Genomic DNA, 23,403 nt, shown 5'->3' with positions numbered 1-23,403 from the left:
CCGCAACCTATGGGTCATCCCCTTGGGGCACTTTGCTGCTGACCCAGGCTGGCTTATGCCGAGGCTGGCAGGAGATAACGCCGGCTTTTCCAGGGCGTACTCCGTCCAATTTCCTTTTTCCTGACTTTGCTCTCCGTCCATTCTATATGGCTCGAATACTTCTTTTTTTAATGAGCTGCCTGCTTCTCAGCAACGCTGCCCTGGGGCAGGTAAAGCCCACCACGACGCCCGTTACCGGCCGTGTGCTGGACCAGCGCACCCAGGAACCATTACCGGGCGCTACCGTCCTGTTCCCCGACCTTAAACAAGGCACCAGCACGGCTGCCGATGGCACTTTTCGTTTCAATAACCTACCCCGCGGGCGCTTTCTCATTCAGGTGCGCTTTATTGGCTACAGCACGGTAGCACGGTCCGTGGAAACCGGCAGTGCTGCTCCGCTGGAAATAGCCCTTACCCCCGCCGACACCGAAATTGGGCAGGTGGTGGTTACGGGGGTATCAGCCAGTACGGAAATGCGCCGCTCGCCAGTGCCCACCTCCGTTATTGACCATGCCCGCCTAAACCAGTCGGCTTCTACCAATGCCGTGGATGCCATTGCGCACACGCCCGGGCTGTCCCAGATTACCACCGGTGCCGCCATCAGCAAGCCCGTGATTCGGGGACTGGGCGGCAACCGCGTCATCACCCTGAATAACGGTTCCAAGCAGGAAGGCCAGCAGTGGGGCGATGAGCACGGCATCGAAATAGATGAATACAGCATTGACCGGGCCGAGGTAATTAAAGGCCCCGGCAGCCTGCTCTACGGTTCCGATGGCATGGCTGGCGTGGTGAATTTTCTGGCCCCCGACCCCGTAGACGATGGCAAAGTGCTGCTGGAAGCGGCCGCCGGCTACCAGACCAACAACCATCAGCAGGGCTATTCTTTGATGAATGCCGGTAACCGCCACGGCTTTAACTGGCTGGTGCGCGGCAGCCGCAAAGTGGCCGGCAACTACCAGAACCGCTACGATGGCCGGGTGTACAACTCTGGCTTCCGGGAGCTGAACGGCAATGGCTACGTGGGCCTCAATAAAAGCTGGGGCTACTCGCACCTCACCTTTAGCTCTTTTAACCAGCGCATTGGCTTGGTGGAAGGCGACCGGCACCCGGTTACGGGCCGCTTTGTGCGTCCCGGCATTGGGCCCGCCGATGAAGGGTATGAAACGGTGCCCGATGAGGACCTGCGCGGCTACGCTATTGCGGTGCCTTATCAGCGCATCAACCACCTGCGCGTGGGCACAGAAAACAACCTGATTTTTGGCCAGCACCGGTTTACCCTGAATGTGGGCTGGCAGCAGAATCTGCGGCGGGAATACGGCGAGGTAGAAGCCCCCAACACTCCCGGCCTGTATTTCCAGCTGCGCACTGTGGACTACGCACTGCGCTATTTCCTGCCCGAGCGCAACGGCTGGAACACCACAGTAGGGGTAAGCGGCATGCGCCAGGAGAACGTAAACAAAGGCGTAGAATTTCTCATTCCGGCCTACCGCCTATTGGATGGGGGACTGTTTGCCGTCACCAAAAAATCCTTCGGCGCCCTGGACCTGAGCGGTGGCCTGCGCTACGATTTGCGCCATATCTCAGCCGATGCGCTTTATCTGGGGGCAGAAGAAGAGCCGATACCCGCTCCGCTGGGCGAGCAGAAGTTCGCCGATTTTACGTCTACTTTCCGCAACGTGTCCGGTAGTGTGGGCGGGGCCTACAGTCTCACCGAAAACCTGGTATTAAAAGCCAATGCTTCCCGGGGCTTCCGGGCGCCTAACATTGCCGAGCTGGGCTCCAACGGCATTCACGAAGGCACCATTCGCTATGAAATTGGGGCCCCAAACCTGAAAGCAGAAACCAGTCTGCAGCTGGATGGCGGCGTAAGTTTCACATCCGACCACGTGGGCCTCACAGTAGATGCCTTCCGCAACGGCATCCGGAACTACGTTTTCCCCACCCGGCTAGCCGACTCCGTTTCCGTGGATGGGGACCCGGTGTTCCGCTACGGGCAAGGCAACGCCCGCCTGGCCGGCGGCGAAATCAGCCTGGACCTGCACCCTCACCCCCTGGACTGGCTGCACTTTGAAAACAGCTTTTCCATGGTGCGGGCCGTGCAGCTACACCAGCCCGACAGCCTGCGCTACCTGCCCATGATTCCTGCCGACCGGCTGCAGTCGGAGGTGCGCGTGAACTTCCGGAAGGTGGGCACCTCGCGCCTGGCTAACCTCTATGCCCGGCTGGGCGTGGAATACACCTTCGCCCAAAACCGCTTTTTCTCCGCTTACGAAACCGAAACCCGCACGCCCGGCTACACGCTCCTTAATGCCGGCCTGGGTTCTGATGTGCTCAACGCCCGGGGCAAAACACTGTTTTCCCTGTACCTAACAGGCAACAACCTGCTGGATGCGGGCTACCAGAGTCACCTCAGCCGCTTAAAATACGCTGCTTATAATGAAGCCAATGGGCGAAGAGGTGTGTTTAACATGGGCCGCAATGTGAGTGTAAAACTGGTAGTGCCGCTATCCTGGACCATGAATACCGGGGAGTAGCCAGGCGGACTTTGGCGGGCTGCTTCGGCCAGGCCCGCCCAACTTCCGTTTAAGTAGCTGAGCATTCTGCTCTTTTCATCTTCTCCCTTCTTTTCACCGAATTTCAAATGGCGCACGCACACAACCACGGGCACGGCCACCAGCATGGCGCAGCGGCACCCATGCAATACGGGCGGGCTTTTGGCTGGGGCATTGTCCTCAATCTGGCTTTTGTGGCCGCTGAAGCCGCAGGCGGTTTATGGGCTAACTCCTCGGCGCTGCTTTCTGATGCGGGCCACAACCTGAGTGATGTGCTGAGTCTGGCCCTGGCCTGGGGTGCTATGCTACTGGCCCGGCGGCCATCCTCGGCGCGCTATACCTATGGTTTTAAAGGCATTACTATTCAGGCCGCCCTGGTGAACGCGGCGCTGCTGTATGTGGCTTTAGGCATTATTCTGTGGGATACCATAGACCACCTGCGGCACCCGGCGCCGGTAAACGGGCAGCTGGTGATGCTGCTGGCCGGAATTGGCATTGCGGTGAATGGCTTTACGGCCTGGCTGTTTAGCCGCGGCCAGCACGGCGACGTGAACGTGCGCGGCGCCTACCTGCACATGCTCACCGATGCTTTGGTATCAGTAGGCGTGGTGGTGGGCGGGGCGCTGGTGTACTGGACGGGCTGGCTCTGGCTCGATCCGGCCATCAGCTTTGTTATTCTGGGTATTGTGGCCTTTGGCTCCTGGGGGCTGCTGCGCGAAACCATGCAGCTTAGTCTGCAGGCCGTTCCCAATAACATTGACCTGGAGGCCGTGCAGCGCTTCCTGCTGGCGCAAACCGGCGTGCAGCAGGTGCATCACCTGCACGTATGGCCCCTTAGTACCCAGGAAACGGCCCTCACGGTGCATTTGGTACGCCCGGGCTACCCCCACGATAACACCTTTCTACACCAGTTGCAGGACGATTTGCAGCACCAGTTCCACATCGGCCACGCCACCATTCAGATTGAAGAAGCCTCGCCCGCCGGGTGTGCTTCCGATGTTTGCGAGGTTCGCCCGGTTAGCAATACCGTCAGCAGCTAAGCCTGTTTTTACCTCTTTTCTAAAAAGCCGCTTCTCCGCAGAAGCGGCTTTTTACGCTTTCAGCGGGCCGGTTTGGAAAAATCTGCTTATCTCGATAAGCCAAACCCGGTTCTCCTCCCCTAACCCTCCACCCCACCCTCTTTTTCGTGCAATTAATTTCGTCTGAAAAGCCTGCCCGGCACGCCTCCCTGCTGAGCGCCGCCGTGGTAGTAGCCGCCCTGGGCTACTTCGTGGATATATATGACCTGGTGCTGTTCAGTATAGTGCGCGTACCCAGCCTGAAAGCGCTGGGCATTGCCGATGCCGCCATTCTGGACCAGGGCGTGCTGCTGCTGAATATGCAGATGGCCGGTATGCTGGTGGGGGGCATTCTGTGGGGCGTACTAGGCGACAAGCGCGGCCGGCTAACCGTGCTTTTTGGGTCAATTCTGCTGTATTCGCTGGCCAATATTGCCAATGGCTTTGTGCAGGAATTGAGGCAATACGCCGCCCTCCGGCTGATTGCCGGCATTGGCCTGGCCGGCGAGCTGGGCGCAGGCATAACGCTGGTAAGCGAGGTACTACCCAAAGAAAAGCGCGGCTACGGCACTATGATTGTGGCCACCGTGGGCGTATCCGGAGCCATGCTGGCATATTGGGTGGGCGAGCAGTTTGGCTGGCGCACGGCCTATTTTATCGGCGGCGGGCTGGGCCTGGCCTTGTTGATTTTGCGCGTCAGCGTGTTTGAGTCGGGTATGTTTGAGAAGGCCGCGGCGGCGGCCCATATCCGCCGGGGCGACTTCCTAAGTTTGTTTTCCAACCCGGAGCGGCTGCAGAAATACCTGAAGTGTATTCTGATGGGTATTCCGCTGTGGTTTGTGGTGGGCATCCTCATCACCTTTGCGCCGGAGTTTGGCCGGGAGCTGGGCATCAGCGGGGAAGTATCGGCGGGCAAGGGCGTATTCTGGTGTTACTTCGGGCTGGTTTTCGGCGACTTTCTGACCGGCTGGCTTTCCCAGCGCTGGCGCAGCCGCAACCGGGTGATGCTGGTATTCCTGGGCCTGAGCGCAGTACTGATTGCCGTGTATCTGTTTGCGCTGCGCGGCAGCACGCTCAGCACGGTATATGCCGTTTGTTTTGCGCTGGGCCTGGGCTCCGGCTACTGGGCGGTATTTGTGACCATAGCGGCCGAGCAGTTTGGCACCAACGTGCGCGCTACGGTGGCTACCACCGTTCCCAACTTTGTGCGGGGTTCCGTGGTGCCCATGACCTTGGCTTTTCAGGCCCTGAAAGGCCCGCTTACGCTGGTAGGCGCCGCCGCTATTTTGGGGGCTATTGTACTGCTGGTAGCCGTTTGGGCCGTAGCTACGCTGCCCGAGAGCTATGGCAAGGAGCTGGATTACTACGAATAAGCCATGAGAATAGCCCGGGGTAAACTTTCCGCGGCCAAACCAGTATTCATTTTCGGCCCCGACCTGGAGTCAGCTTCGTCTCTTTTCCATTTTAGTCATGGCCTCCTCCTCTCCCCGGCGCACGGTGCGCTGGTACGCACCCCACCATTTTATTCTGCTGCCAGCGGCGCTGGTAATGGCTTTTTACACCGGCCGGCGCTATACCACCGTGGCCGGCACTGATACCAATGATGCCCGGCTATGGTTTTCCCTGGCGGCTCTGGCCTTTATTGTATTGGGCATGCTGCTCATGATGCGCCAACATTACGCCCTTACGCTGCAGGACCGCATTATTCGGCTGGAAATGCGGCAGCGGTATTTTGAAATCACCCGCGAGAGTTTTCAGCCGCTGGAGCAGCAGCTCACCTTCAAGCAGATAGCCTCCCTGCGCTACGCCAGCGACGCCGAGCTGCCGGGCCTGGTGCAGGCCGCCATCCGCGAAAAACTCTCCCCGGCCGCTATCAATGAGCGTATTAACCTGCTGCAGCCCGATAATATGCGGGTCTGAGAAATATCTTTGCCGCATACCGGCCGCCCTGGCTGCTGGTATGCCTACTCCCTTTTCTGCTTTCCCATGATTCTTTACAACGTAACCAGCAGCCTCGACCCGGAAATTGAAGACCAATGGGTGGCTTATATGCGCGACACCCATATGCCGGAGGTGATGGAAACCGGTTTCTTTCTGAAAAGCCAGCTCTGCCGCCTCCTTAATGAGGAAGACAACGGCATAACCTACGCCGCGCAGTATTACTGCATCAGCCTGGAGCAGTTGGAAGAATACCAGCAGGTAGCCGCCCCCGCCCTGCGCGCCGATATGGAGAAGCACTTTGCCGGGCGCTATGCTTCCTTCCGTACCATGCTGGAAGTAATCGATTAAGGCAACTTCTTCTTACCACCAAAAAGGCCGCTTCCTCAGCAGGGAGCGGCCTTTTATCTTTTTGCATAAGCAGCTTTAACTAGCCCCGCACGGCTGCTTCTACAGCCGGGTGGCACACATAAGCCTGCAGCTCCGCCGCCGACATGTTGCCGTTGTGCCACTCGGGGTCCAGGTTGGCGCCTATGCGCTTGTAAAAGCCGATGGCGGGTTCGTTCCACTCCAGCACCTGCCATTTGAGGCGGTGGGCACCGGTGGCACGGGCTTCAGCTACCACGGCATCAAACAACAGCTTGCCCAGTCCCATACCGCGGGCAGCCTCCGTCACCACCAGGTCCTCCAGATACAGCATACGGCCTTTCCAGGTAGAATAGGCCGTGTAGTACAGCGCAATGCCCAGAATCCCGGCCTCGGGCGTTTCGGCCACGAAGAAGCCAAAAATAGGTTGGGGGCCGAATCCGTCGCGGCGCATGTCCTCTAGGGTGGTGGTTACCTCGTGGGGGGCGCGCTCATACTCGGCCAGTTCCAGAATAAGCTCCCGCACGCGGGGCAGGTCGGCTTCGGTGCCGCGGCGAATGGTAGTCATAGCAAGAGAAGTTAAAAGGAAAAGCAAATGACAGGCTAGTCTGAAAAAGCAATGAGCAACAGCTCCTGGGGGCCATTGCTCATTGCATTGTATTCAGAACCCGGAAAATTACATCTGGGGCTGCATCTTTTTGATGGCATTGGTGGCATTCACCGCGTTGATTTCCTCTTTCGCGGCGGCCTCAGCCGTGGCGGCGGAATCCTGGCCTTCGGCGGCAGCCGGCACCGGTGGCAGCGGCGTGTCAACTACCTCATCGTTCTTCTGGAAATCAGGATTGCTGCACGACGACACCGTGAGCGTCAGGGAAGCGGCGGCCAGCAGACCGAGGAAAAGCGTTTTTTTCATTGTATCAGCTTGAAAAAGCGAGGCAGGTTCAGGTTTGGGCCCGCAAGATACAAAGCCCACCCGGAAAGCCATAAACAGAAAGGAAGGCGGCCGGGGTTACTTCAGCACGCGGCCGTAGGGGTTCAGGCCCATATTGTAGTACGCAAACGACCAGATATCGGTCCACTCATCAATGAGCAGCCGGGTGCTCTTGCCCGCGCCGTGGCCGGCATTCACATCAATGCGAATCAGCTGGGGATTGGGACCTGAGTTGACTTCCTGCAGCGTGGCGGCAAACTTAAAGGAGTGCGCGGGCACTACCCGGTCGTCGTGGTCGGCGGTGGTAATGAGGGTGGCGGGGTAGTTGACACCCGTTTTCAGGTTGTGCAGGGGCGAGAACTTGTAGAGGTTCTGGAACTGCGCGTAGTTATCGGAAGAGCCATATTCCGGCACCCAGTTCCAGCCAATGGTGAACTTCTGGTACCGCAGCATGTCCATCACGCCCACGGCCGGGAAGGCCACATGCGCCACATCGGGGCGCTGCGTCATGGTAGCGCCTACCAGCAGGCCGCCATTGGAGCCGCCGGCAATGGCCAGCTTCCCGGGGTTGGTGTAGCTCTGGATGGAGAGGTACTCGGCCGCCGCAATAAAGTCATCAAACACGTTCTGCTTGTGGGGCGTCATGCCGGCCTGGTGCCAGGCCTCGCCGTACTCGCCGCCGCCGCGCAGGTTGGGAATAGCCAGCACGCCGCCGTTTTCCAGCCACAGCATGCGCGTTACGCTGAAGCCGGGCGTGAGCGACACGTTGAAGCCGCCGTAAGCATACAGGTAAGTGGGGTTCTGCCCGTCCAGCTTCAGCCCCTTCCGGTGCACAATAAACATCGGAATCTTTGTGTGGTCTTTGCTGGCGTAGAACACCTGCTGCACCACATAGTCATCGGGGTTTACATCAACTTTTGGCTTGCGGAACACCGTGCTCTGCCCGCTGGCCACGTTATAGCGGTAAATGGTGGTGGGGTAAGCAAACGAGGTGAAGGCGTAATACACTTCCTTATCCGCGCGGCGGCCATGAAAGCCACTGGCGGTACCAAGCGCCGGCAGTGCTACGTCGCTCAGAAACTCGCCTTTCTCCGAATATACCTTCACCAGGCTGCTGGCATCATGCAGGTAAGAGGCTATCAGGTGGCCGCCCACCTGCGATACTTCTTCCAGCTTATCGGTGGTTTGGGGCAGCACGTCTTTCCAGTTGGCTTCCTGCGGCTTTTTGGGGTCGATGAGAACCAGGCGGAAGCGGGGCGCTTTGTAGTTGGTATGCACCAGCAGCTTGCCGTCCAGGTTGCCTATCACGGAGCTGTTAAACTCATAGGTGCTGCCCACGGCTGTGAATTTGGCGGCCGGTTTTGGGGCTTTCAGGTCGCGCACCAGCAAGCGGTTGCCGTCGGCTTTGCCATCCGTCAGCGAGATAATCAGGAACCGTTCATCGTCGGTGGTGCCGGCATAGCGGAAGCCCAGGGGCATGGTTTTATCCTCGTACACCAGCTTGTCGGCGCTTTGCTCGGTACCCAGCTGGTGGTAGTATACTTTGTGGAATTCGTTTTTGCCGGAGAGCTTATTTTCGCCGGCTTTGGGCGCGTCGTAGCGGCTGTAATAGAAGCCGTTCTTGTCCCAGGCCGCGCCGGATACTTTCACCCAGTTCAGCTCGTCTTTTAGCGGCTGCCGGGTTTTCAGGTCCATTACCTTCAGCTGCTGCCAGTCGGAACCGCCGCCGGAGGTGGCGTAGGCCAGGTAGCGGTGGTCGTTGGAGAAGTAGGTGCCGGCCAGGGCCGTGGTGCCGTCGGTCGAGAACTTATTGGGGTCCAGCAGCATTTCTTCTTTCTCCTCTCCTACCTTCTGCACATACAGTACAGCCTGGTTTTGCAGGCCATCGTTCTTCTGAAAATACAGGTACTCGCCTTCCTGCTGCGGAATGCCATACCGCTCATAATTCCAGATCTGGGTGAGCCGCTCCCGGATTTTATCCCGGAACGGAATCTTGTCCAGATATCCGAAGGTGACTTTATTCTCGGCCGTCACCCACGCCTTGGTTTCCGGCGAGTCGGCATCTTCCAGCCACCGGTAGGCATCCGTTACGGACGTGCCATGGTAATCATCGGTCTGGTTGCTTTTGCGGGGAGTGGGGTACACAAGCTTGTGGCGCGAAATCGGAGAGCTGGTAGTGGTAGACACGGCAGGTGCTGAGGAAGTAGAGGAGGCGCCCGCCTGCCCCAATGGTCGCGACGGGCTACAAGCCGTCAGGGCAGACAGCGTAAGCAGGCAGAGAGTAGAAGTCTTCATAGCAACAGGAACGAGTAAGAAAAAGCCGGGAAAGTATCCTTCGACCGGGAAGCCGCTAAGGTAGCAGTCAAACGGTGTTTTTCCGGCGGCGCGGCACTTTGCCGGCTTAGGCCCGCATGCGCCCCACCTTCGGAATCACCTGAATCAGAAAGCGTTTGTTCTGGCCTTCGCGGGCGGCCGGGTAGCGCCCCGTGCCGTAGAAGCCACTGCCGCCGATAATTAATTCTATGCTTTGGTCGCGGTTGAAATTTAACCCGTTCTGCGACCATAAGTTCAGCAGGTTCAGGGCGCGGCGGTAGCTTAGCAGGTAGGCAAACTGTTCGTCGCGCTTGGTGCGGGCTTCATCGTAGAGGTAGCGGGCGGCCATGCCTTCCACAATGACCAGGTAGCGCACGTTCTGGCCCCGGGAGCTGGCACTCAGGCTGCGCAGGCGGTCCTGCAGCAGGCGCCCGGCCCGTAGCAGCGCGGGCTTATCACGCTCCTGAATCTCGTCGCGGCCGGCTTTGAACTGCACGTCCAGCTTTAGCTCGTAGCGCTCATTCTGCGGGTCGTAGCGGAAGTACTGGCCTTCCAGCCGGCGTAATGATTCCCGGATTCGGGTAATCTGCTCCAGCTCAATGGCCTTGGCTTTCAGCTCCCCGTTGGCATCTTTCAACTCCCGCTCCCGGTCTTTGAAGAGCTTGAAGCTGTACACAAACAGCACCAGCATCACCACGAACAGGGACGTCATCAGGTCCACGTAACTGGGCCAGAAGAAGTCGTTGGATTCGCGTTTGGAGGAGCTGTTCATGAGTAGCTGACTTTATTGGACTTGCAGGCTGATGTTCTGGTCGGCCATTTACACGAGTCGGGCTGATGCCACAATAATAATTTTAATATTCCGCGCAAAGCAGGGCAACTCCTACGCCGGGCGTTGCATCTGCCCCATTACCTCTCGCCCTATTTCTCTTTGGTATGTCAAACATCTCCTTTTCTCTACGCAAGGCAGCACTTATTACGGGGCTAGCGCTGCTGGGCTCGGTTATCGCGGCGCCTTTTGCCGAAATGTATGTCTTACCCAAGCTGGTAATCCCCTACAAAGCCACGGAAACTGCCCAGAATATTCTGGCGCACAAAGGACTTTTTACCGCTGGCATCTTCGCTTATTTCTTCACGTTTATTCTGGATCTGGTGCTAAGCTGGTCGCTGTATTTATTATGCAAGCCCGTTAGTAAAGCCCTGGCGCAACTTACCGCCGGGTTTCGGCTGGTGTATACCATTCTGGCGCTGGTAGCCCTCAATAACTTGGTAACCGGCTTCCGGCTGATTACTGCTCCCGAATACCTGACGCTGTTTGCCAAAGACCAGCTGTACGCCTTATCCATGGTGTACCTCCGCGCCTTCAAAAATCACTGGTATCTGGGGCTTATCCTGTTCGGTATTCACCTCGTGCTGTTGGGCTATCTGGTGGTAAAATCAACCTACATTCCCCGTATACTGGGCTTTGCCTTAATGATTACCGGCGCAGGGTATATCCTGACCAGCTTACGGCCCTACCTCGCGCCCGATCTGAACATTGACTTTGCCATGTATACCTTTTATGGTGAAATCCTCTTTATGATTTGGCTCCTCGTTCGATGGAGAAGATTACCGGAAACGCTCTAGCAACAAATGCTGGTCTGGAGTACCATTGAGAATACTTTCCTACTGCGGCTGCACCCCGCCAAACAGCTTGTCCATAAACCGCTGAAAACGGTTCTTCGCGGTAGCCTTCACCAGCACCGTATTCAGGTTCGATAACTCGGCGAGCAGCTTGGCCTGAATTTGGGAGTCCAGCTCCACTTTGCGGAGCAGCTCGCGCTGGGTGGCGGTTACGTCGCGGCTGAGGGCCTGCTGGCTGGCGTCCACGTTTTTGAGAGGGTCCAGCTGGCGCATGATTCGCTCAAATACGTTGTCCTGGTTGACGCGCTGGAAGTACTCGCCCCACTTCTCGTAGGCCTGCTGGGCGTCGCGCTCATGGTACTGCAGGCGTTTCTGCATGAGGTCCGTTAGGGACATGGAGGCCTGGTCGAAGTACTGCTCGGTGCGACTGCGCAGGGCGTCCATTTCCTTCTGGTGGCGTTGGAAAAAGTCGAGCTGGTGCTGGATGAGGTTGTCGTTCTGGCCAATGTACTGGCCCAGGTCATTGATGCCGCGCTCAAAGCCACGAAGGCGGTCCAGAATGCCGGCCACGCTGTGCGCGGTGTTGGTGCCCTCGGCCAGCATCTGGTTCAGCTTCTGCTGGTAGCCGGTAAACTGCCCAAACATTTCCGCCGACTCCCGCACCTTATCAAACACTTCTAGGTTAGCCTGCGCCATCCGGTCGTAACCGATTTCCTCCAGCTTCACCAGGAAGTCGCGCTGCACCCGGATGTTCTCGGTAATGGTGTTCAGAATGGGCTCGAAAAGCGTGACTTTGCCCACGAAATCCTGATTGAAGGCATCAAGCACCGCTTTCAGGTTAGTGAGCGAGCCGGCCATATCTGAGTGCAGAATAGGCAGCAGCTTCACCTGCAGGAAAGTGTAGTATTGGTTCTGGCGCTCATCTACCACCTTGCGGGCCCGCCGCACTAAGCCGTTGCCCAACAGCGTGAGCAGCAGCCCCACAAAGGAGCCGGCCATAGCAATAAGCACCCCGGTCAGGAAGGGTGTCAGGGCGTTTTCATCTGCCACCCCATTACGGGCAATACCCACCAGGCCCAGAATTACGCCCAGAAACGTACCCAGCAAACCCAGATACAGTGGCGTAGCCACGCCCGACTGCACTTCATTGGTTAGTACCTCACTGCGCCGCTCCGATATATCCTTGAGGATATCAAAGTCGGCCGCGGCGCCTTTGTTATGGCGCAGATACTCATTGGTGTCCAGCAGAATGTCGCGGAAGTCGTCCGTGGCCGGGTCGGCTTTAATCAGGTCTGCTACATAGGAATCGGCCGGCGCATCGGCGGCGTAGTCCGGCATATCCCGGCCATCGGGCGTTACCAGGCGGCGCTCCACGCGCAGGGCGCTACGCTCCGGATACAGCAGTTCCAGCCGCCGCGCGCGGGACCGGGTAAGCAGAAACTCGCGTATCTGCAGCCCCACCACCACGAGTACAACAACCAGTTCGAGAATGATTTCAAGCATAGTGCTACGAAACTACAAGCTATTCTTTAAAGCTAGTTCCCCTCCTTTTTGCAAGGAGGGGTTAGGGGTGGTTCATTTCGTTGAACGATGACCAGCTCTAAATTTAGCTCTAGCTGACCACCCCTAACCCCTCCTTGCAAAAAGGAGGGGAACTAGCTTTTTACTTTTACTCAAACCGAATGGCGGCCTTGTGCTCAATCTGCCAGGCACCCGCTACGCGACGTAGCGTGCCATCTTCGTCCGTTATAATGCGCGACACAGGGCCGGCGGGCTGCTGGTAGCGGCATGCCTCGCGTAGCGAGTACTGGGCGCTTTGAATGGCGTAGGCATGCACCGCCGGGTTGGGATTCACGCGGAACGTGGCCATATCCGGGTTTAGAGGGCTGAGCGTAATCTGATAGATGCTGTCGTGCTGGGGCTGGTCGGAGAGGTCATACTCACTGAAACCGCCATTCACGGGTACCTTCACGTAGCGCAGCTCCGGACCGGGGGCCACTGGGCGCGGCGGCTCCGGCAACGTTACAGGCGGCACCAAGCTATCAAACTCATCCCGCGAAGCGGCGGCCGGTGGGCCGGCCGGCGTTACCACGGGCGGTGCGGGCGTTTCCGTCATGGCTACGGGCGGCTCGTACGCCGATGGTGCCTGGCTAATGTTGGCGAAAGGAGTAGCAGCGGGGGTTGGCGCTGCTTCCACCCGTGCGGCCACAGGCGCAGGCTTGGACTTTTCTACCAGCCGGTTTTGGTTTTGACTCTGGTTTTGATTCTGCCGCTGCTTGCCATCATTTCCACCTTGGGGTGCGGCAGCCGGACGCTTGCTTAGCTCCTCAGCTACCCGCTGCTGCACCAGTTGCTCTACCTGGCGCTGCATTTCCGGCGTGAGGCGCGTTAGAGCAGGCTGGCCTCCACCGGCGGGGGCTCCCTGCAAAGCCATGATTTCCTCGCGACGCTTGTCGATACGGGCACTTAACTCCTTCTGGAAGCTGTCGAGGCTGCGGCGCATCAGTACATACAGAAACAGGCTCAGCAAAGACACAATCAGGGCCAGCGGCGCAAAGAACTTGCTCATCAGACTTTCTCCCCCACCCCGGGCAGCCGGAGTTGCCACCGTTTCATCAGTACCAGCCGTTCCTACTTCATCCAAGCTCGCTTCGGTGCCTATCGATGTCGTGTCGGAGGCGGCTTCCGAATCGGAGGCCGATACGCCGGTGGGCGGTGTGCCGTTCTGCACGTAGCCGTTCAGCTGCGTGGCCAGCTCTTCCACACGCTGCATGCGGGCCGGGTCTTTGCGCCGGGCCGGCGAGGCTTTCAGACGGTTAATGATTTCCGTAGCCAGCTTCTGCAGCCGCGACTTATCCGAGCCCAGGCCTTTATACATCGCGCCCTTGCCTTCCAGCGGTTGGTACAAGGCGCTGTACACCCGCTGGCTGTCGGCTTTGATGCTGTTTTCAAAAGCTTTCAGCGAGCTGCCGCACTGCAGACTATTCTTAAGATTTGGCCGCCCGGTGTCTTCATAAACGAACTTCACCGTGGCACACCAGATCTGCACCTTTTGCTCATCAAGCGTGGGCTGACCGAGGGGCGTTTGGGCGTGGGCGCCTGCCGCTAACAGCAACAGACCGAAGAGCAAAGAAGCAGCGCGGCGGGAAAGAGTCATAGGGTTTCAGAGCAAGAGAAGGCGCAACGAAAGAAGGCAACGGTACTTGTCCGTCATGCTGAGCGCCGTCGAAGCATCTCGCGTGCTGATGTTGTAGTGCTAACTATTTACCACACTAGCGAGATGTCTCGACTACGCTCGACATGACAAGGGATTAACTCATCGGGTTCTGCAAATCCCGACTCAGGTTATACAACGCCTGTTTCAGTGGCAGGAAGAACAGCGTTTCCGGCAGGGTTTCATCAGCCGACAAGAGGCGCTGGAACTGGTGCAGGCCCAGGCTCAGACTGTCCTCAATTTCGCGGAGCAGAATATCTTTCACCCGCTGCCGGTCCACATCTACGCCTACTTCGCGCATGAGGGGCGCTACTTCGTCGCCTTCCAGCACCAGCGTGAGGAAGTGGCGCACGTTTTCGAGCACCTGCGCTTTCAGGTCAGCATCTACCTGCGCCAGCTTGAGGCGGCGCTGCCCGATTTCGCCCGAATCCGGGGCGCCGGTGAACTTGACGGGCTTGATCCGGTCGTAGTCGGCAGTGGAAGCGCCGTCTTCGAAGAGCACGCCGCCGTTGGTGGTGGCCTCCTTGGGGTTGTCGGCCAGAATCACGCGGAAATTATGCGGTGCTTCGGTGCCGGTTACGGCTTGGAAAATGGCTTTGGTAATCTTCTCAATAGCTGCTAGGTTGCTGCCCCCGGCCAGCAGGCGCAGGTACAGGCTGCCTTTACCGGAAAAGCACAGGTAGCGCGGCGTTTTCAGGCCGAGGTGCTGCACCAGCTGGGCGGTGTGGTAGATAATGGCCGTGTAGTGCAGGTAGAACAACACCCGCAGCTGGCGGCCTTTGCCTAAGCCCAGCGCCTGCGAGAAGCGCAGTGCATCATCGTACTTAAACAGCAGCGAGGTTACGTCAGCGGAGCCGAAGTCGGCGTTGCGCAGGGCCGCGTTCAGGTAGCCTTTGTATTCCTGGTTCTGCTCCGAATCGGGCAGGCTTTCGGCGTGCGCTACGCCCAGGCGCAGCAGGCCGTTTTGCTTGGGCGCACCCTGCACGCGGGCGTAGCCGTCGCCCCACAGGTCGTCGCCGGCAAAGCGGAACGAGGTGCTGAAGGCCGGATGCTGCTCGGCAAACACCAGCAAGTCGGTGGTGCCACCGCCAATGTCGATGTTGATGACGTTTTCGTCGCGGTTGGGCACCACCTGGTTAGTAGCTGTGAGGTAGTAGTACGGCGCCACCGATTCGGTGAGACATACCGTGGAACGGCGCACTTTAAACACCTCCTGGAACTTCTCGTCCCAGACCTGCTGGAACTGGTTGCGCAGGAAACCATCAAAGCTCAGCGGGGCAAACCACACCACGCGGGTGTCTTCCAGAATGCCACCGTGCAAAGCCGCTTTGTGGCGCATCAGCAAGAGCATTTCCTTGAAGAACGCCTCAATGCGCGATACACCCTGCGGATCCAGCTCGGCCGACCACTTCAGATTGGTTACAAAGCGGTTTTGCGGCAGCTCCGAGAGGGTTTCGGTGTTGATGCTGAAGCCTACGTTGATGTTGCTGAGCACCTTGGCCGGCTCGTTGGCGAAGCTGGTGGTTTCGCACACGGCCGTCCGAATCGGAAACTCATAGGCAGAGCCACCTTCGCCGATAAAGCTGGGGACAAACTCGCGGGTTTGCAGCGTGGCAATATCACTCTGCATCTGCCCGGCACCGGAGCGGTAGCGCTGGGTTGCCGACTGCCCGGCATCGGGCAGCGGAGCGTGCAGCCATTCCACCTGCACATCGGCTTCGCCAATGGTAAGGGGCCGTGGATGCGCGCGCGGGCTATCAGCATAGGCCACGTGGGTGTTGGTAGTGCCAAAGTCTACCGCGAAGGTGAAGCGGCGGGTTCCGCGCTCCAGCTCGCGCCAGCGGGGCACTACCAGCCCCCGGGCCGGCGCAGCACCCAGCATGGCGGGCGGGCAGGTCAGCTCGGCAATATCGAAGTGAGTGCCGGTTATTTCGTAGTAGGTACTGCCGGCGCTGGCCACGCTCTTGGTAGTGCGCTCCTGTTTTGTGGCCCGACGAGCGGCTCCCTGGTCGGTTATACGCTCCCCGCCGGCAAAGAAGGCCAGCTCGTAGCGGCGCTGCAGCATGGTGGGCGAGTTATCGGCATCCACCAGCATCACCTTGTACAAGTCGTTGTACTCGGGCTGCTGGCGGAATACGTAGAACGGGAAGATGCCCACACCCACGTTGGCCCGCACAATGCGGCCTTTTTCCAGAATCTCGCGGCCCTGCGCGTCTTTCGGGTTCTGCGGATTGGTATAGTAGCTGCGCTCGAAGGTGATAAAGCGGCCACCCTGCACCGGCACGCGCAGCTGTACGCGCACGTGGTTCAGGTCGATGGTGAAGGTGAGCAGCTCGGCCAGATCATGCTCCGTGAAGTACTCGAAGAAGGCCTGGCGCAGCGGCAGCAGGTACGGGAAACGGGCGCGGCCCTGGCCGTCGGCCCCGTACTGGAACGTGACTTTGCCGGTATGGTAGCGCTGGGTGTTCAGCTCGTAGGGCAGCTCCACCAGGGAGTCTTCCAGGAAGTCGCCTACCGTCAGATAAGGATATTTAAAGCCTTTGCCGGGCAGCACGCGGCTTTCCAGCGCCAGCTCATCGTGGTAGGGCACGGGCGTGCGGTCGTCCCAGGGCTGGCCGTTGAGGTAGTTGGCCCCGGCCATGGTCAGGTTGGGGCGCAGCACCAGCGGGCGCGGGCGGCCGTTGCCGGCTTCGCGCGTGGGCTGAATGAACAGGTCGGAGCTGGTCACGGCCGACTGGTCGGCGCGGCCGGGCAGGGGCACCCCTTTTACCGATACCAGGTTGCCCTGGGCATCGGGCAGGGCCGGGAAGCGGCTCTGGAACTGCTGGGCCGTCCGGTCGCCCTGCATCTGCATCTGGTTGATGCGGGTGCGGTCGAGGGCGGCGTATACGCTACCGGCAAACTCGCGGCTGCGCAGCTGCGGATACGCCAGGAACAGCTCGTACACAAACTCCTGAAACTGCGGGTCGCGCTGCTCCAGCAAAACCGTCTGGCCATCGAAATAATGACCCCGGGCCTGCGGACGCTCCAGATCCAGCGGCTTCACGGCCGGACCGGTAAACAGCAGCGTAAGCGGCGAGGTGCCTCCCAGCAGGCGCGGTCCGCCCGCCAGCTCCGGCGACTCATAGAAAATGAGGTACATGTCGGAGAAGCCCTGGAAGCGCTGGTCCTGGAAGAACAGCTGCAGGGTTTCGCCCAGCAGGCGGGTGCCTTCCTCGCTGCGCATCTTCCGGATTTCGGCCTCTGTGTTCCAGCGGCGCAGCGTGAGCTTGCGGCCGGCCTGCCCATAGAGGTGGAAGTTGTAAAGCAGCTCCAGCAAGTCCCAGTAGTGCGTTACCAGCTCGTGGTACACCGAGTTGGGGTTGCGCTGCCCTTCGCGGGCCAGGAAATCAAACGCCGTTTCAAACAGATGCATCCGCGCAAACGGCGTGGGAATGCTAATAGCCAGGTTGCGGGCTTTGCCGCCCGTGGGGTCCGTTACGGTGTTGATTTCGGTACTGGTGACGGGGGCGGTTTTCTGCCAGCCTTGAACTTGCTGGGACCCGTTATTATGCAGGCGAAGGACTTTAGCCATTCTGAGTTTGCTTTGATTTGAACGGAGTCCCCTCCTTTTTTAAGAAGGGGTGCCCGAAGGGCGGGATGGTTCAGGCGTTGATTTTTCTGGTGCTACTGGTTCAACCAAACAACATCAGCAACGAGGTCAACCACCCCAGCGGCAGTAAACTGCCGCGTCCCCTCCTCATCTGAGGAGGGGAATTAACGTTCTGTTTAGACCACTTTTACCTTTTCCTCAAAGGCCTTGTCGGTCACATCGTAGAACAGGGCCAGCAGCTTCTTGAAGTTATCGGGCTCGTTGATGGACTTATCGGCTTTGTTGAGACTATCGAGGATGTAGTTGTGGCTGAGGCCTTTGTTGAAGAAGTCGTTCCACTTTTTTTCCACGGGCTTACCGGCAATCATGGCGTTGAAATCCTCGGTGGTCAGATCGAAGGGACGGAAGGCGCGGCGGTTCTGGGAGAGTTCCTGCAGCCACTGGTCTACCCCGAATTCGGGGCTGTGCAGCAGGTTGTTCAGCTCCCGGAAGATGGGCTCGTTGCGCAGAGCATAATCCAGCTTCAGGTTGTCGTGGTAAGGCGCCTTGTCATCGGGCAGGTGCTGCTTGTGGTAGCGCGAGAAGTACAGCAGCTGTGTGAGGTGCTTGGCAATCAGCTCCCGGGTTTCATCGGGCAGGTGGCCAAACTGCACCTCCATCGAATCAGACCCGAGGCCATACTCGTGGAAGTGAGGCGCGCCGCTGCGCAGTTCGGCATCGGAGTACTGCATGAAGTCCACAATGCTCAGGGCAGCCAGTAGCTCAATGAGGTGGGCTTTGTTTTTCTGCTGGGTGCCGCCGGGCTGGTTATCGTAGGGGGTGTCGGGCGTGTCGGCCAGGTAGTACAGCGCATCCAGGCCCGGCAGGTTGTGCTCGTAATAGCTGAGCGCCGCCTTGGTCTTGGTCAGGAAGTTATTGGAGTCGATAACCTGATTGTCCTCGCTCTGCAGCGCAAAATAGGGCATCACGGTTACGGCGCCGGTCAGCGCGTCGCGCAGGTAGCGGGCGTTGCTGAGGCGGGTGTTGGGGTCTTTCAGGTTTTTGAGCAGCAGCGGGAAACCAGCCGCGCCGGTACCCCCAAAAATGCTCGACACGAAGAACACCCGGTCACCTTCCTGGAAGTTATCGGCGAAAAACCTCATTTCCGGGCTCTCCACCACCTTATTCAGGACCACGGAGCCTACGTTCGGCGAGCCGCGGAAGCCAATGGTGAGCGGGCTTTCCAGGTTGTCCTGGGTGAATAGCAGCTCTACCACGGCCTTGGAATCCACGGAAAGCTGGTCGTAGTGCAGGTACTGGCGGAAGCTCTGGTTGATGCCGCCGAAGTCGAAGATAAAGGTATCCTTCACGCCGCCATTGGCATCGGCTGAGATATTGCTCAGCGTGCTGATGTCGGTTTTGAAGAAGCCTTCTTCCTGCTGGCCCAGGCGGCGGTGCACCTGCTGGTAGCTTTGCAGCAAGGCCACCGTGCGGTTCATGTCGCCGTTGTGGGCATCAGGGTCGATGATGATGGGCACTACCCGGTCGCAGTTGGGCAGCTCTACGCCCGAGGCCAGCAGCATGGTGAGCGAGCGAATGACGCGCGAGCCTGTGCCGCCGATGCCGAATAAAAACAGTTTAGCCATGAGTTGCGAGTGCTAAATGACTGTAGCGCGAAGCTCCAGCTTCGCGCATCGTTCAACGAAATATCTGAACGATAAAAACAATCAGAATCGTAAAAACGGCGCGGTGGCCATTGTTCAACGATACACGAAGCTGGAGCTTCGCGCTACACTTAAAACGGTGTGGTGCTGGCGTTGGTAGAGCCACGCCGCAGAATCAGCGAGAACACAAAGAACCACAGCATGCTCAAAACTGCGTTCCAGGTAGCCAGCCAGTAGATATAGCTGTGCTCCGTAGCCTGCTGGGCGTTGGCCTGCCAAATGGCGATAATGAAAGCCAGCACCGCATTCAGGAAAAAGAAAATTCCCCAGTGGCGGCCCTTATTGAAGGTGGCCACACCCATGGCGCGGTTAATCACATAGTAGAACACCACCACCAGCGCCAGGGAAAGACCGAGGTTTAGCAGGCCAATGTTGGGGAAGATGACGTCGCGGTACACGGGGGTATCCGCGGGTGGTTGAGGGGAGCCAATGATTTCGTAGAGGAACCGGAAGAATGCTTTCATGGAACGGGGAGAGAGGCGCGCCTGGCTGGTGCGTGGGTAAAGAAACGGTAAACGAACAGGTATTAGTACGTAGGGAGGTTGCGCCGGGCAATTACCGGGCCGGTTGCAGGATCAGGGGCACCGTGAAAACGGGCCGAACGTCCTGCTCACTGGTGGTTACCGCTTCCACGCCGTCCAGCAAAGAGCTGAAGGCAAAGGTTTTAGCACCGGCCTGATTGATATTGCTGTCGTTTTTAGTGGTCCACTCATTTATCCAGGCGGGGCGCTTGTTGTTGAGCACCAGCTGGAGCGGGCGCTCGGCCTTGGCCATGCGGGTAAGGCGCACTTTCACAAAGTGCGTGTAGCCGGACTCGGGGCCGCTGCTGGCGCGGGTCTGGTCAGTGGCGGCAAATACCTGGGTAATTTTGGCATCGGTGTCCACGCCTACCAGCTGCAGGTTGGCTTTCAGATACGTCAGGTCACGGTACAGGGCCGGCAACGGCGCCAGGTTCAGACCCACCACAAACTCCACGGGCTGCTGGGCCGATACTTCACTGACGGCCACCGTGTGGTAGGAAGCCCCCGCGGCCCGCTTGCTGGCCCCGGCATCACCATAGTACCAGCCGCCCTGGTTCTGGAATTTGCTGAGCAGTGAGGAGGAAGGCGTAGGGTATTTCACGCCGAAATGCGCCTGCTGGGCGGGCTGCTTGCTGAGCAGCGCGGCATCAAAGCGGCGCACGGCATCGGCGGGGCCAATTACCCAGAAATAGTACGGAATGTCAGTATCGCAGCAGTTGGCGCGCTTGGGCCCGCCGGTTTTCAGGGCCGGGTAGTAGGTGCCGTGAAAATCAGAAGTAAAACCGTAGACCGACACGGCCAGATCGGAGCGGCCAGCGCGGTTCAGAGCGTCGGTAATGTCGGTTTTGATGTAGGGAATGGCCCCGGCATTTTTCGGCGAGTAGATAAAGTCCGAAATCAGCACGCTGACGGTGTTAGGCTCATAATAATGGCTCACCAGCGTATCCAGCACGGAGGGAATATCAGTGCTCTTGGCGGGCTCCCGGATGCCGCCGCGCACGGTACCGGAAAGCTGCTGGTAGGTGTCGCGGTAAGGCTTTTCCTTGATGCGGAAGAACTGCTTCTGCTGCACGGCCGTGCTCCGGTTCACATCGGATAGAAACTGGGCTACGTGCTGCTGGAAGCGGGTATTCTGGGCGCTGGCGCCGGGCTTCGGCATAAAACCTTCCATGGAGCCCGATACTTCCAGGAAAATAGCGGCCCGGTCCAGCGGGGCTTCGGGCTGCTCCCCTTCCGGAACGGAGTTTTCCGCCGCCTCCGGCGCTTGAGCCGTGGGCTTTTCTTCCGCGGGCGCTGTGGTTTTAGATACCGTAGCGGTGTTTTCGGAGTTCATATCCTCCCGCGAATAACAGCCGGTAAGCAGCAGGGCAGCTGCCATAGCCGGCAGCAGGCGAGAAAAAACAGGGTTTCGCATCGAGCCAAAGTAACGTTTCACGGCCGAAGCCGCAACCCCGCGTACTGCCAAGCCGGCCCGCAGGTTGTGCCGAAACGTACTCCGGAGCAGAAAATTTTGTCTCAGTGATATTTCAACGTGTCATTGCGAGGCGCCAGCCGAAGCAATCCGTCCCCTGAAACGCGGAGAGCCTTAAGATGTGAAAAGCCCTTGACGTATCGTACGACAAGGGCTTTCTGGTAAAAGAGACTTCAGTGCTTTTTAAAGGACGGATTGCTTCGTCCTTCGTCCTCGCAATGACACATACCGCCTTAGCTGTAATCTATTTCGGTATTGTCCCCGATGTTGATGCTGTGGTTGAGGCCGCGGAAGGAGGCATCGGAACCCACAATGCAGTCGTGCATCACGGCGGAGCGCAGCTCGGAGTAGGAGCCGATGATGGAGTCGCTCAGGATAGTGTTTTTGACGATGGTACGGTCGCCGATGGCCACGTTGGGGCCGATGATGGAGTGCGAAATCTGGCAGTCCTTGCCAATGCTGACGGGCGGAATGATGATGGTATCGGGAAACTCGGGGTACAGGCGGGCCAGGAACTCGGGGCGGTTGAGCAGGCGGGCGTTGGCTTCCAGCAGGGTTTCCTTGCGGCCGCAGTCAAACCAGTTGTCTACCGGCGTGGTGGTAATTTCCTCGCCCTGCTGAATCAGGCGCATCAGCGCATCCGTGAGCTGGAACTCGCCGTGGGTGCGCTGGTCCTCATTGATGATATATTCCAGGGCTTCGGCCAGCCGCTCGGGGTTGGCTATTTTGTAGAGGCCCACCATGGCGTAGTTCGACTTGGGGATTTTGGGCTTCTCCACCACTTTGGTCACGCGGCCGCTACCGCTGGTTTCTACCAGGCCAAACATGCCGGGGGTTTTCACCTCTTTCACGGCCAGCACGGTGCCGGGCATTTCCAGCAGCCGGGGCAGGTCCACGTCCACAATGGTGTCGCCCAGCAGAATCAGTACGCCGTCAGGGTCGTGGCGGAAAGTGTCACGGGCCAGCCACAGGGCGTGGCCGATGCCCTCACGGGGTTCCTGCACCACAAAGGTGACTTTCAGATCGGGATACTCGCGGCGCACGTAGCGCTCAATTTTCTCGCCCAGGTAGCCAATGATGAACACAAACTCCTCAAAACCGGCATCGCGCAAACGGTCGATGATATGGCCCAGAATAGTATTTCCGGCCACGGGTACCAACGACTTAGGCTGGGTGTGCGTGTGAGGCCGCAGGCGCGACCCAATGCCGGCAACGGGAATAACTGCTTTCATGTGCGGTGCAATGGTGGTCAGATAGACTCGCAAAATAAGGATTCGGCGCGGTTGGCGGCCTATAATACAACCGCTGCGTTCTGATTTCGTACTGGCAGCACGTGTATATAGGATTTCGTGCATAGTATTGCCGGGGCAGTAAGCTCATCAGCAACTGCTTTCCTGGGGCGGCAGCCCGCTTTTCTTTGATTTTCTCTCCCTCACTTTCTTTCCCAATCCTTTCTCATGAAACGTTTCCTCCTTTATCTGGCCGGCCTGGTCATTATGCTGAGTCAGTCTTCCTGCGGTTACAACTCCATGGTATCGAAAGACCAGGCCGTGAAAGCCCAGTGGGCCAACGTGCAGAACAGCTACCAGCGCCGCTCCGACTTGATTCCGAACCTGGTAAACACCGTGAAAGGCGCCGCCAACTTCGAGAAGTCAACCCTGACCGACGTAATTAATGCCCGCGCCAAGGCCACCAGCGTGCAGCTTTCCGCTGACCAGCTGACGCCCGAAAACATCAAGAAATTCCAGGAAGCCCAAAGCCAGGTATCGGCCGGGCTGGGCCGCCTGCTGGCCGTTTCGGAAAACTATCCGGACCTGAAAGCCAACGCCAACTTCCAGGAACTGCAGGCTCAGATTGAGGGGACCGAGAACCGTATTAACGTGGAGCGGCAGAAGTTTAACACCGTCACCAACGACTACAACGGCTACATCAAGTCTTTCCCCAATAACATCTTTGCGGGTATGTTTGGCTTCACTGAAAAGCCCTACTTTGAGGCAGAAGCCGGCGCGCAGAAAGCGCCTACCGTACAATTTTAATTGAGTTGCCAGTTGTCAATTGCCAGTTGCCAGTTGTTAATGCTTC

General features: G+C 58.5%; 18 protein-coding genes. 7 read left to right on the top strand and 11 right to left on the bottom strand.

Features of this window, described 5'->3' with window-relative positions; translation table 11 throughout:
* Window positions 1-170 precede the first annotated feature (170 nt).
* The 5 genes from PK28_RS03275 to PK28_RS03255 all read left to right on the top strand — a co-directional run bounded on the left by PK28_RS03275 (window position 171) and on the right by PK28_RS03255 (window position 5,938).
* Window positions 171-2,573, top strand: a complete 2,403-nt coding sequence (locus PK28_RS03275) for a TonB-dependent receptor (RefSeq protein WP_048825520.1) — start codon at window positions 171-173, stop codon at window positions 2,571-2,573.
* A 107-nt stretch (window positions 2,574-2,680) separates the two neighbouring features.
* Window positions 2,681-3,631, top strand: a complete 951-nt coding sequence (locus tag PK28_RS03270) for a cation diffusion facilitator family transporter (RefSeq protein ID WP_044511370.1) — start codon at window positions 2,681-2,683, stop codon at window positions 3,629-3,631.
* Between the two features lie 146 nt (window positions 3,632-3,777).
* Window positions 3,778-5,022, top strand: coding sequence for an MFS transporter (locus tag PK28_RS03265; RefSeq protein ID WP_082016931.1), 1,245 nt, complete (start codon window positions 3,778-3,780; stop codon window positions 5,020-5,022).
* Window positions 5,023-5,119: 97 nt separating this feature from the next.
* On the top strand, window positions 5,120-5,569 hold the full coding sequence (locus PK28_RS03260) for a DUF6526 family protein (RefSeq protein ID WP_044511367.1): 450 nt from the start codon (window positions 5,120-5,122) through the stop codon (window positions 5,567-5,569).
* Between the two features lie 66 nt (window positions 5,570-5,635).
* Window positions 5,636-5,938, top strand: a complete 303-nt coding sequence (locus PK28_RS03255) for a DUF4286 family protein (protein WP_044516142.1) — start codon at window positions 5,636-5,638, stop codon at window positions 5,936-5,938.
* Window positions 5,939-6,017: 79 nt separating this feature from the next.
* Here PK28_RS03255 and PK28_RS03250 read toward each other — a convergent pair whose 3' ends face one another.
* The 4 genes from PK28_RS03250 to PK28_RS03235 all read right to left on the bottom strand — a co-directional run bounded on the left by PK28_RS03250 (window position 6,018) and on the right by PK28_RS03235 (window position 9,969).
* Entirely contained in the window at window positions 6,018-6,521 is a 504-nt protein-coding gene (locus PK28_RS03250) for a GNAT family N-acetyltransferase (RefSeq protein WP_044511365.1), read from the bottom strand.
* A 108-nt stretch (window positions 6,522-6,629) separates the two neighbouring features.
* Window positions 6,630-6,866 (bottom strand): hypothetical protein, encoded by a 237-nt coding sequence (locus tag PK28_RS03245; protein ID WP_044511363.1) that lies wholly within the window; start codon window positions 6,864-6,866, stop codon window positions 6,630-6,632.
* 96 nt (window positions 6,867-6,962) lie between these two features.
* On the bottom strand, window positions 6,963-9,179 hold the full coding sequence (locus PK28_RS03240) for a prolyl oligopeptidase family serine peptidase (RefSeq protein ID WP_052430514.1): 2,217 nt from the start codon (window positions 9,177-9,179) through the stop codon (window positions 6,963-6,965).
* 106 nt (window positions 9,180-9,285) lie between these two features.
* The gene (locus tag PK28_RS03235; protein ID WP_044511359.1) at window positions 9,286-9,969 is read right to left on the bottom strand and encodes a hypothetical protein; all 684 of its coding nucleotides are present in this window, start codon (window positions 9,967-9,969) and stop codon (window positions 9,286-9,288) included.
* Window positions 9,970-10,133: 164 nt separating this feature from the next.
* On the opposite strand from PK28_RS03235, the gene PK28_RS03230 reads away from it, so the two are divergent.
* A complete protein-coding gene (locus PK28_RS03230; RefSeq protein WP_044511356.1) occupies window positions 10,134-10,823 on the top strand; it encodes a DUF4386 domain-containing protein in 690 nt (229 codons plus the stop codon).
* A gap of 39 nt (window positions 10,824-10,862) precedes the next feature.
* Here PK28_RS03230 and PK28_RS03225 read toward each other — a convergent pair whose 3' ends face one another.
* The 7 genes from PK28_RS03225 to PK28_RS03195 form a co-directional block, all read right to left on the bottom strand.
* Window positions 10,863-12,323 carry a MotA/TolQ/ExbB proton channel family protein gene (locus PK28_RS03225; protein WP_044511354.1) on the bottom strand — a complete coding sequence of 487 codons (1,461 nt, stop codon included), beginning with the start codon at window positions 12,321-12,323 and terminating at the stop codon, window positions 10,863-10,865.
* 166 nt (window positions 12,324-12,489) lie between these two features.
* Window positions 12,490-13,977: a hypothetical protein gene (locus tag PK28_RS03220; protein WP_156126223.1), complete on the bottom strand. Its 1,488-nt coding sequence runs from the start codon at window positions 13,975-13,977 to the stop codon at window positions 12,490-12,492.
* Window positions 13,978-14,131: 154 nt separating this feature from the next.
* Window positions 14,132-17,608: a hypothetical protein gene (locus PK28_RS03215; RefSeq protein WP_044511348.1), complete on the bottom strand. Its 3,477-nt coding sequence runs from the start codon at window positions 17,606-17,608 to the stop codon at window positions 14,132-14,134.
* A 194-nt stretch (window positions 17,609-17,802) separates the two neighbouring features.
* Window positions 17,803-19,251, bottom strand: coding sequence for a hypothetical protein (locus tag PK28_RS03210; RefSeq protein ID WP_044511346.1), 1,449 nt, complete (start codon window positions 19,249-19,251; stop codon window positions 17,803-17,805).
* Between the two features lie 149 nt (window positions 19,252-19,400).
* Window positions 19,401-19,793: a hypothetical protein gene (locus tag PK28_RS03205; protein WP_044511344.1), complete on the bottom strand. Its 393-nt coding sequence runs from the start codon at window positions 19,791-19,793 to the stop codon at window positions 19,401-19,403.
* A 91-nt stretch (window positions 19,794-19,884) separates the two neighbouring features.
* Window positions 19,885-21,228 carry a hypothetical protein gene (locus PK28_RS03200; protein WP_044511342.1) on the bottom strand — a complete coding sequence of 448 codons (1,344 nt, stop codon included), beginning with the start codon at window positions 21,226-21,228 and terminating at the stop codon, window positions 19,885-19,887.
* 326 nt (window positions 21,229-21,554) lie between these two features.
* The gene (locus PK28_RS03195) at window positions 21,555-22,553 is read right to left on the bottom strand and encodes a sugar phosphate nucleotidyltransferase (protein ID WP_044511340.1); all 999 of its coding nucleotides are present in this window, start codon (window positions 22,551-22,553) and stop codon (window positions 21,555-21,557) included.
* A gap of 225 nt (window positions 22,554-22,778) precedes the next feature.
* Between PK28_RS03195 and PK28_RS03190 the strand changes: the two genes are divergently transcribed.
* Window positions 22,779-23,357 (top strand): LemA family protein, encoded by a 579-nt coding sequence (locus PK28_RS03190; protein ID WP_044511337.1) that lies wholly within the window; start codon window positions 22,779-22,781, stop codon window positions 23,355-23,357.
* The last annotated feature ends 46 nt before the right edge of the window (window positions 23,358-23,403 follow it).

Origin of the sequence: Hymenobacter sp. DG25B, from assembly GCF_000801315.1 — a bacterium.
In the GTDB taxonomy this organism is placed as follows: Bacteria; Bacteroidota; Bacteroidia; order Cytophagales; family Hymenobacteraceae; genus Hymenobacter.
This window is presented reverse-complemented; position numbering and strand designations above follow the sequence as displayed.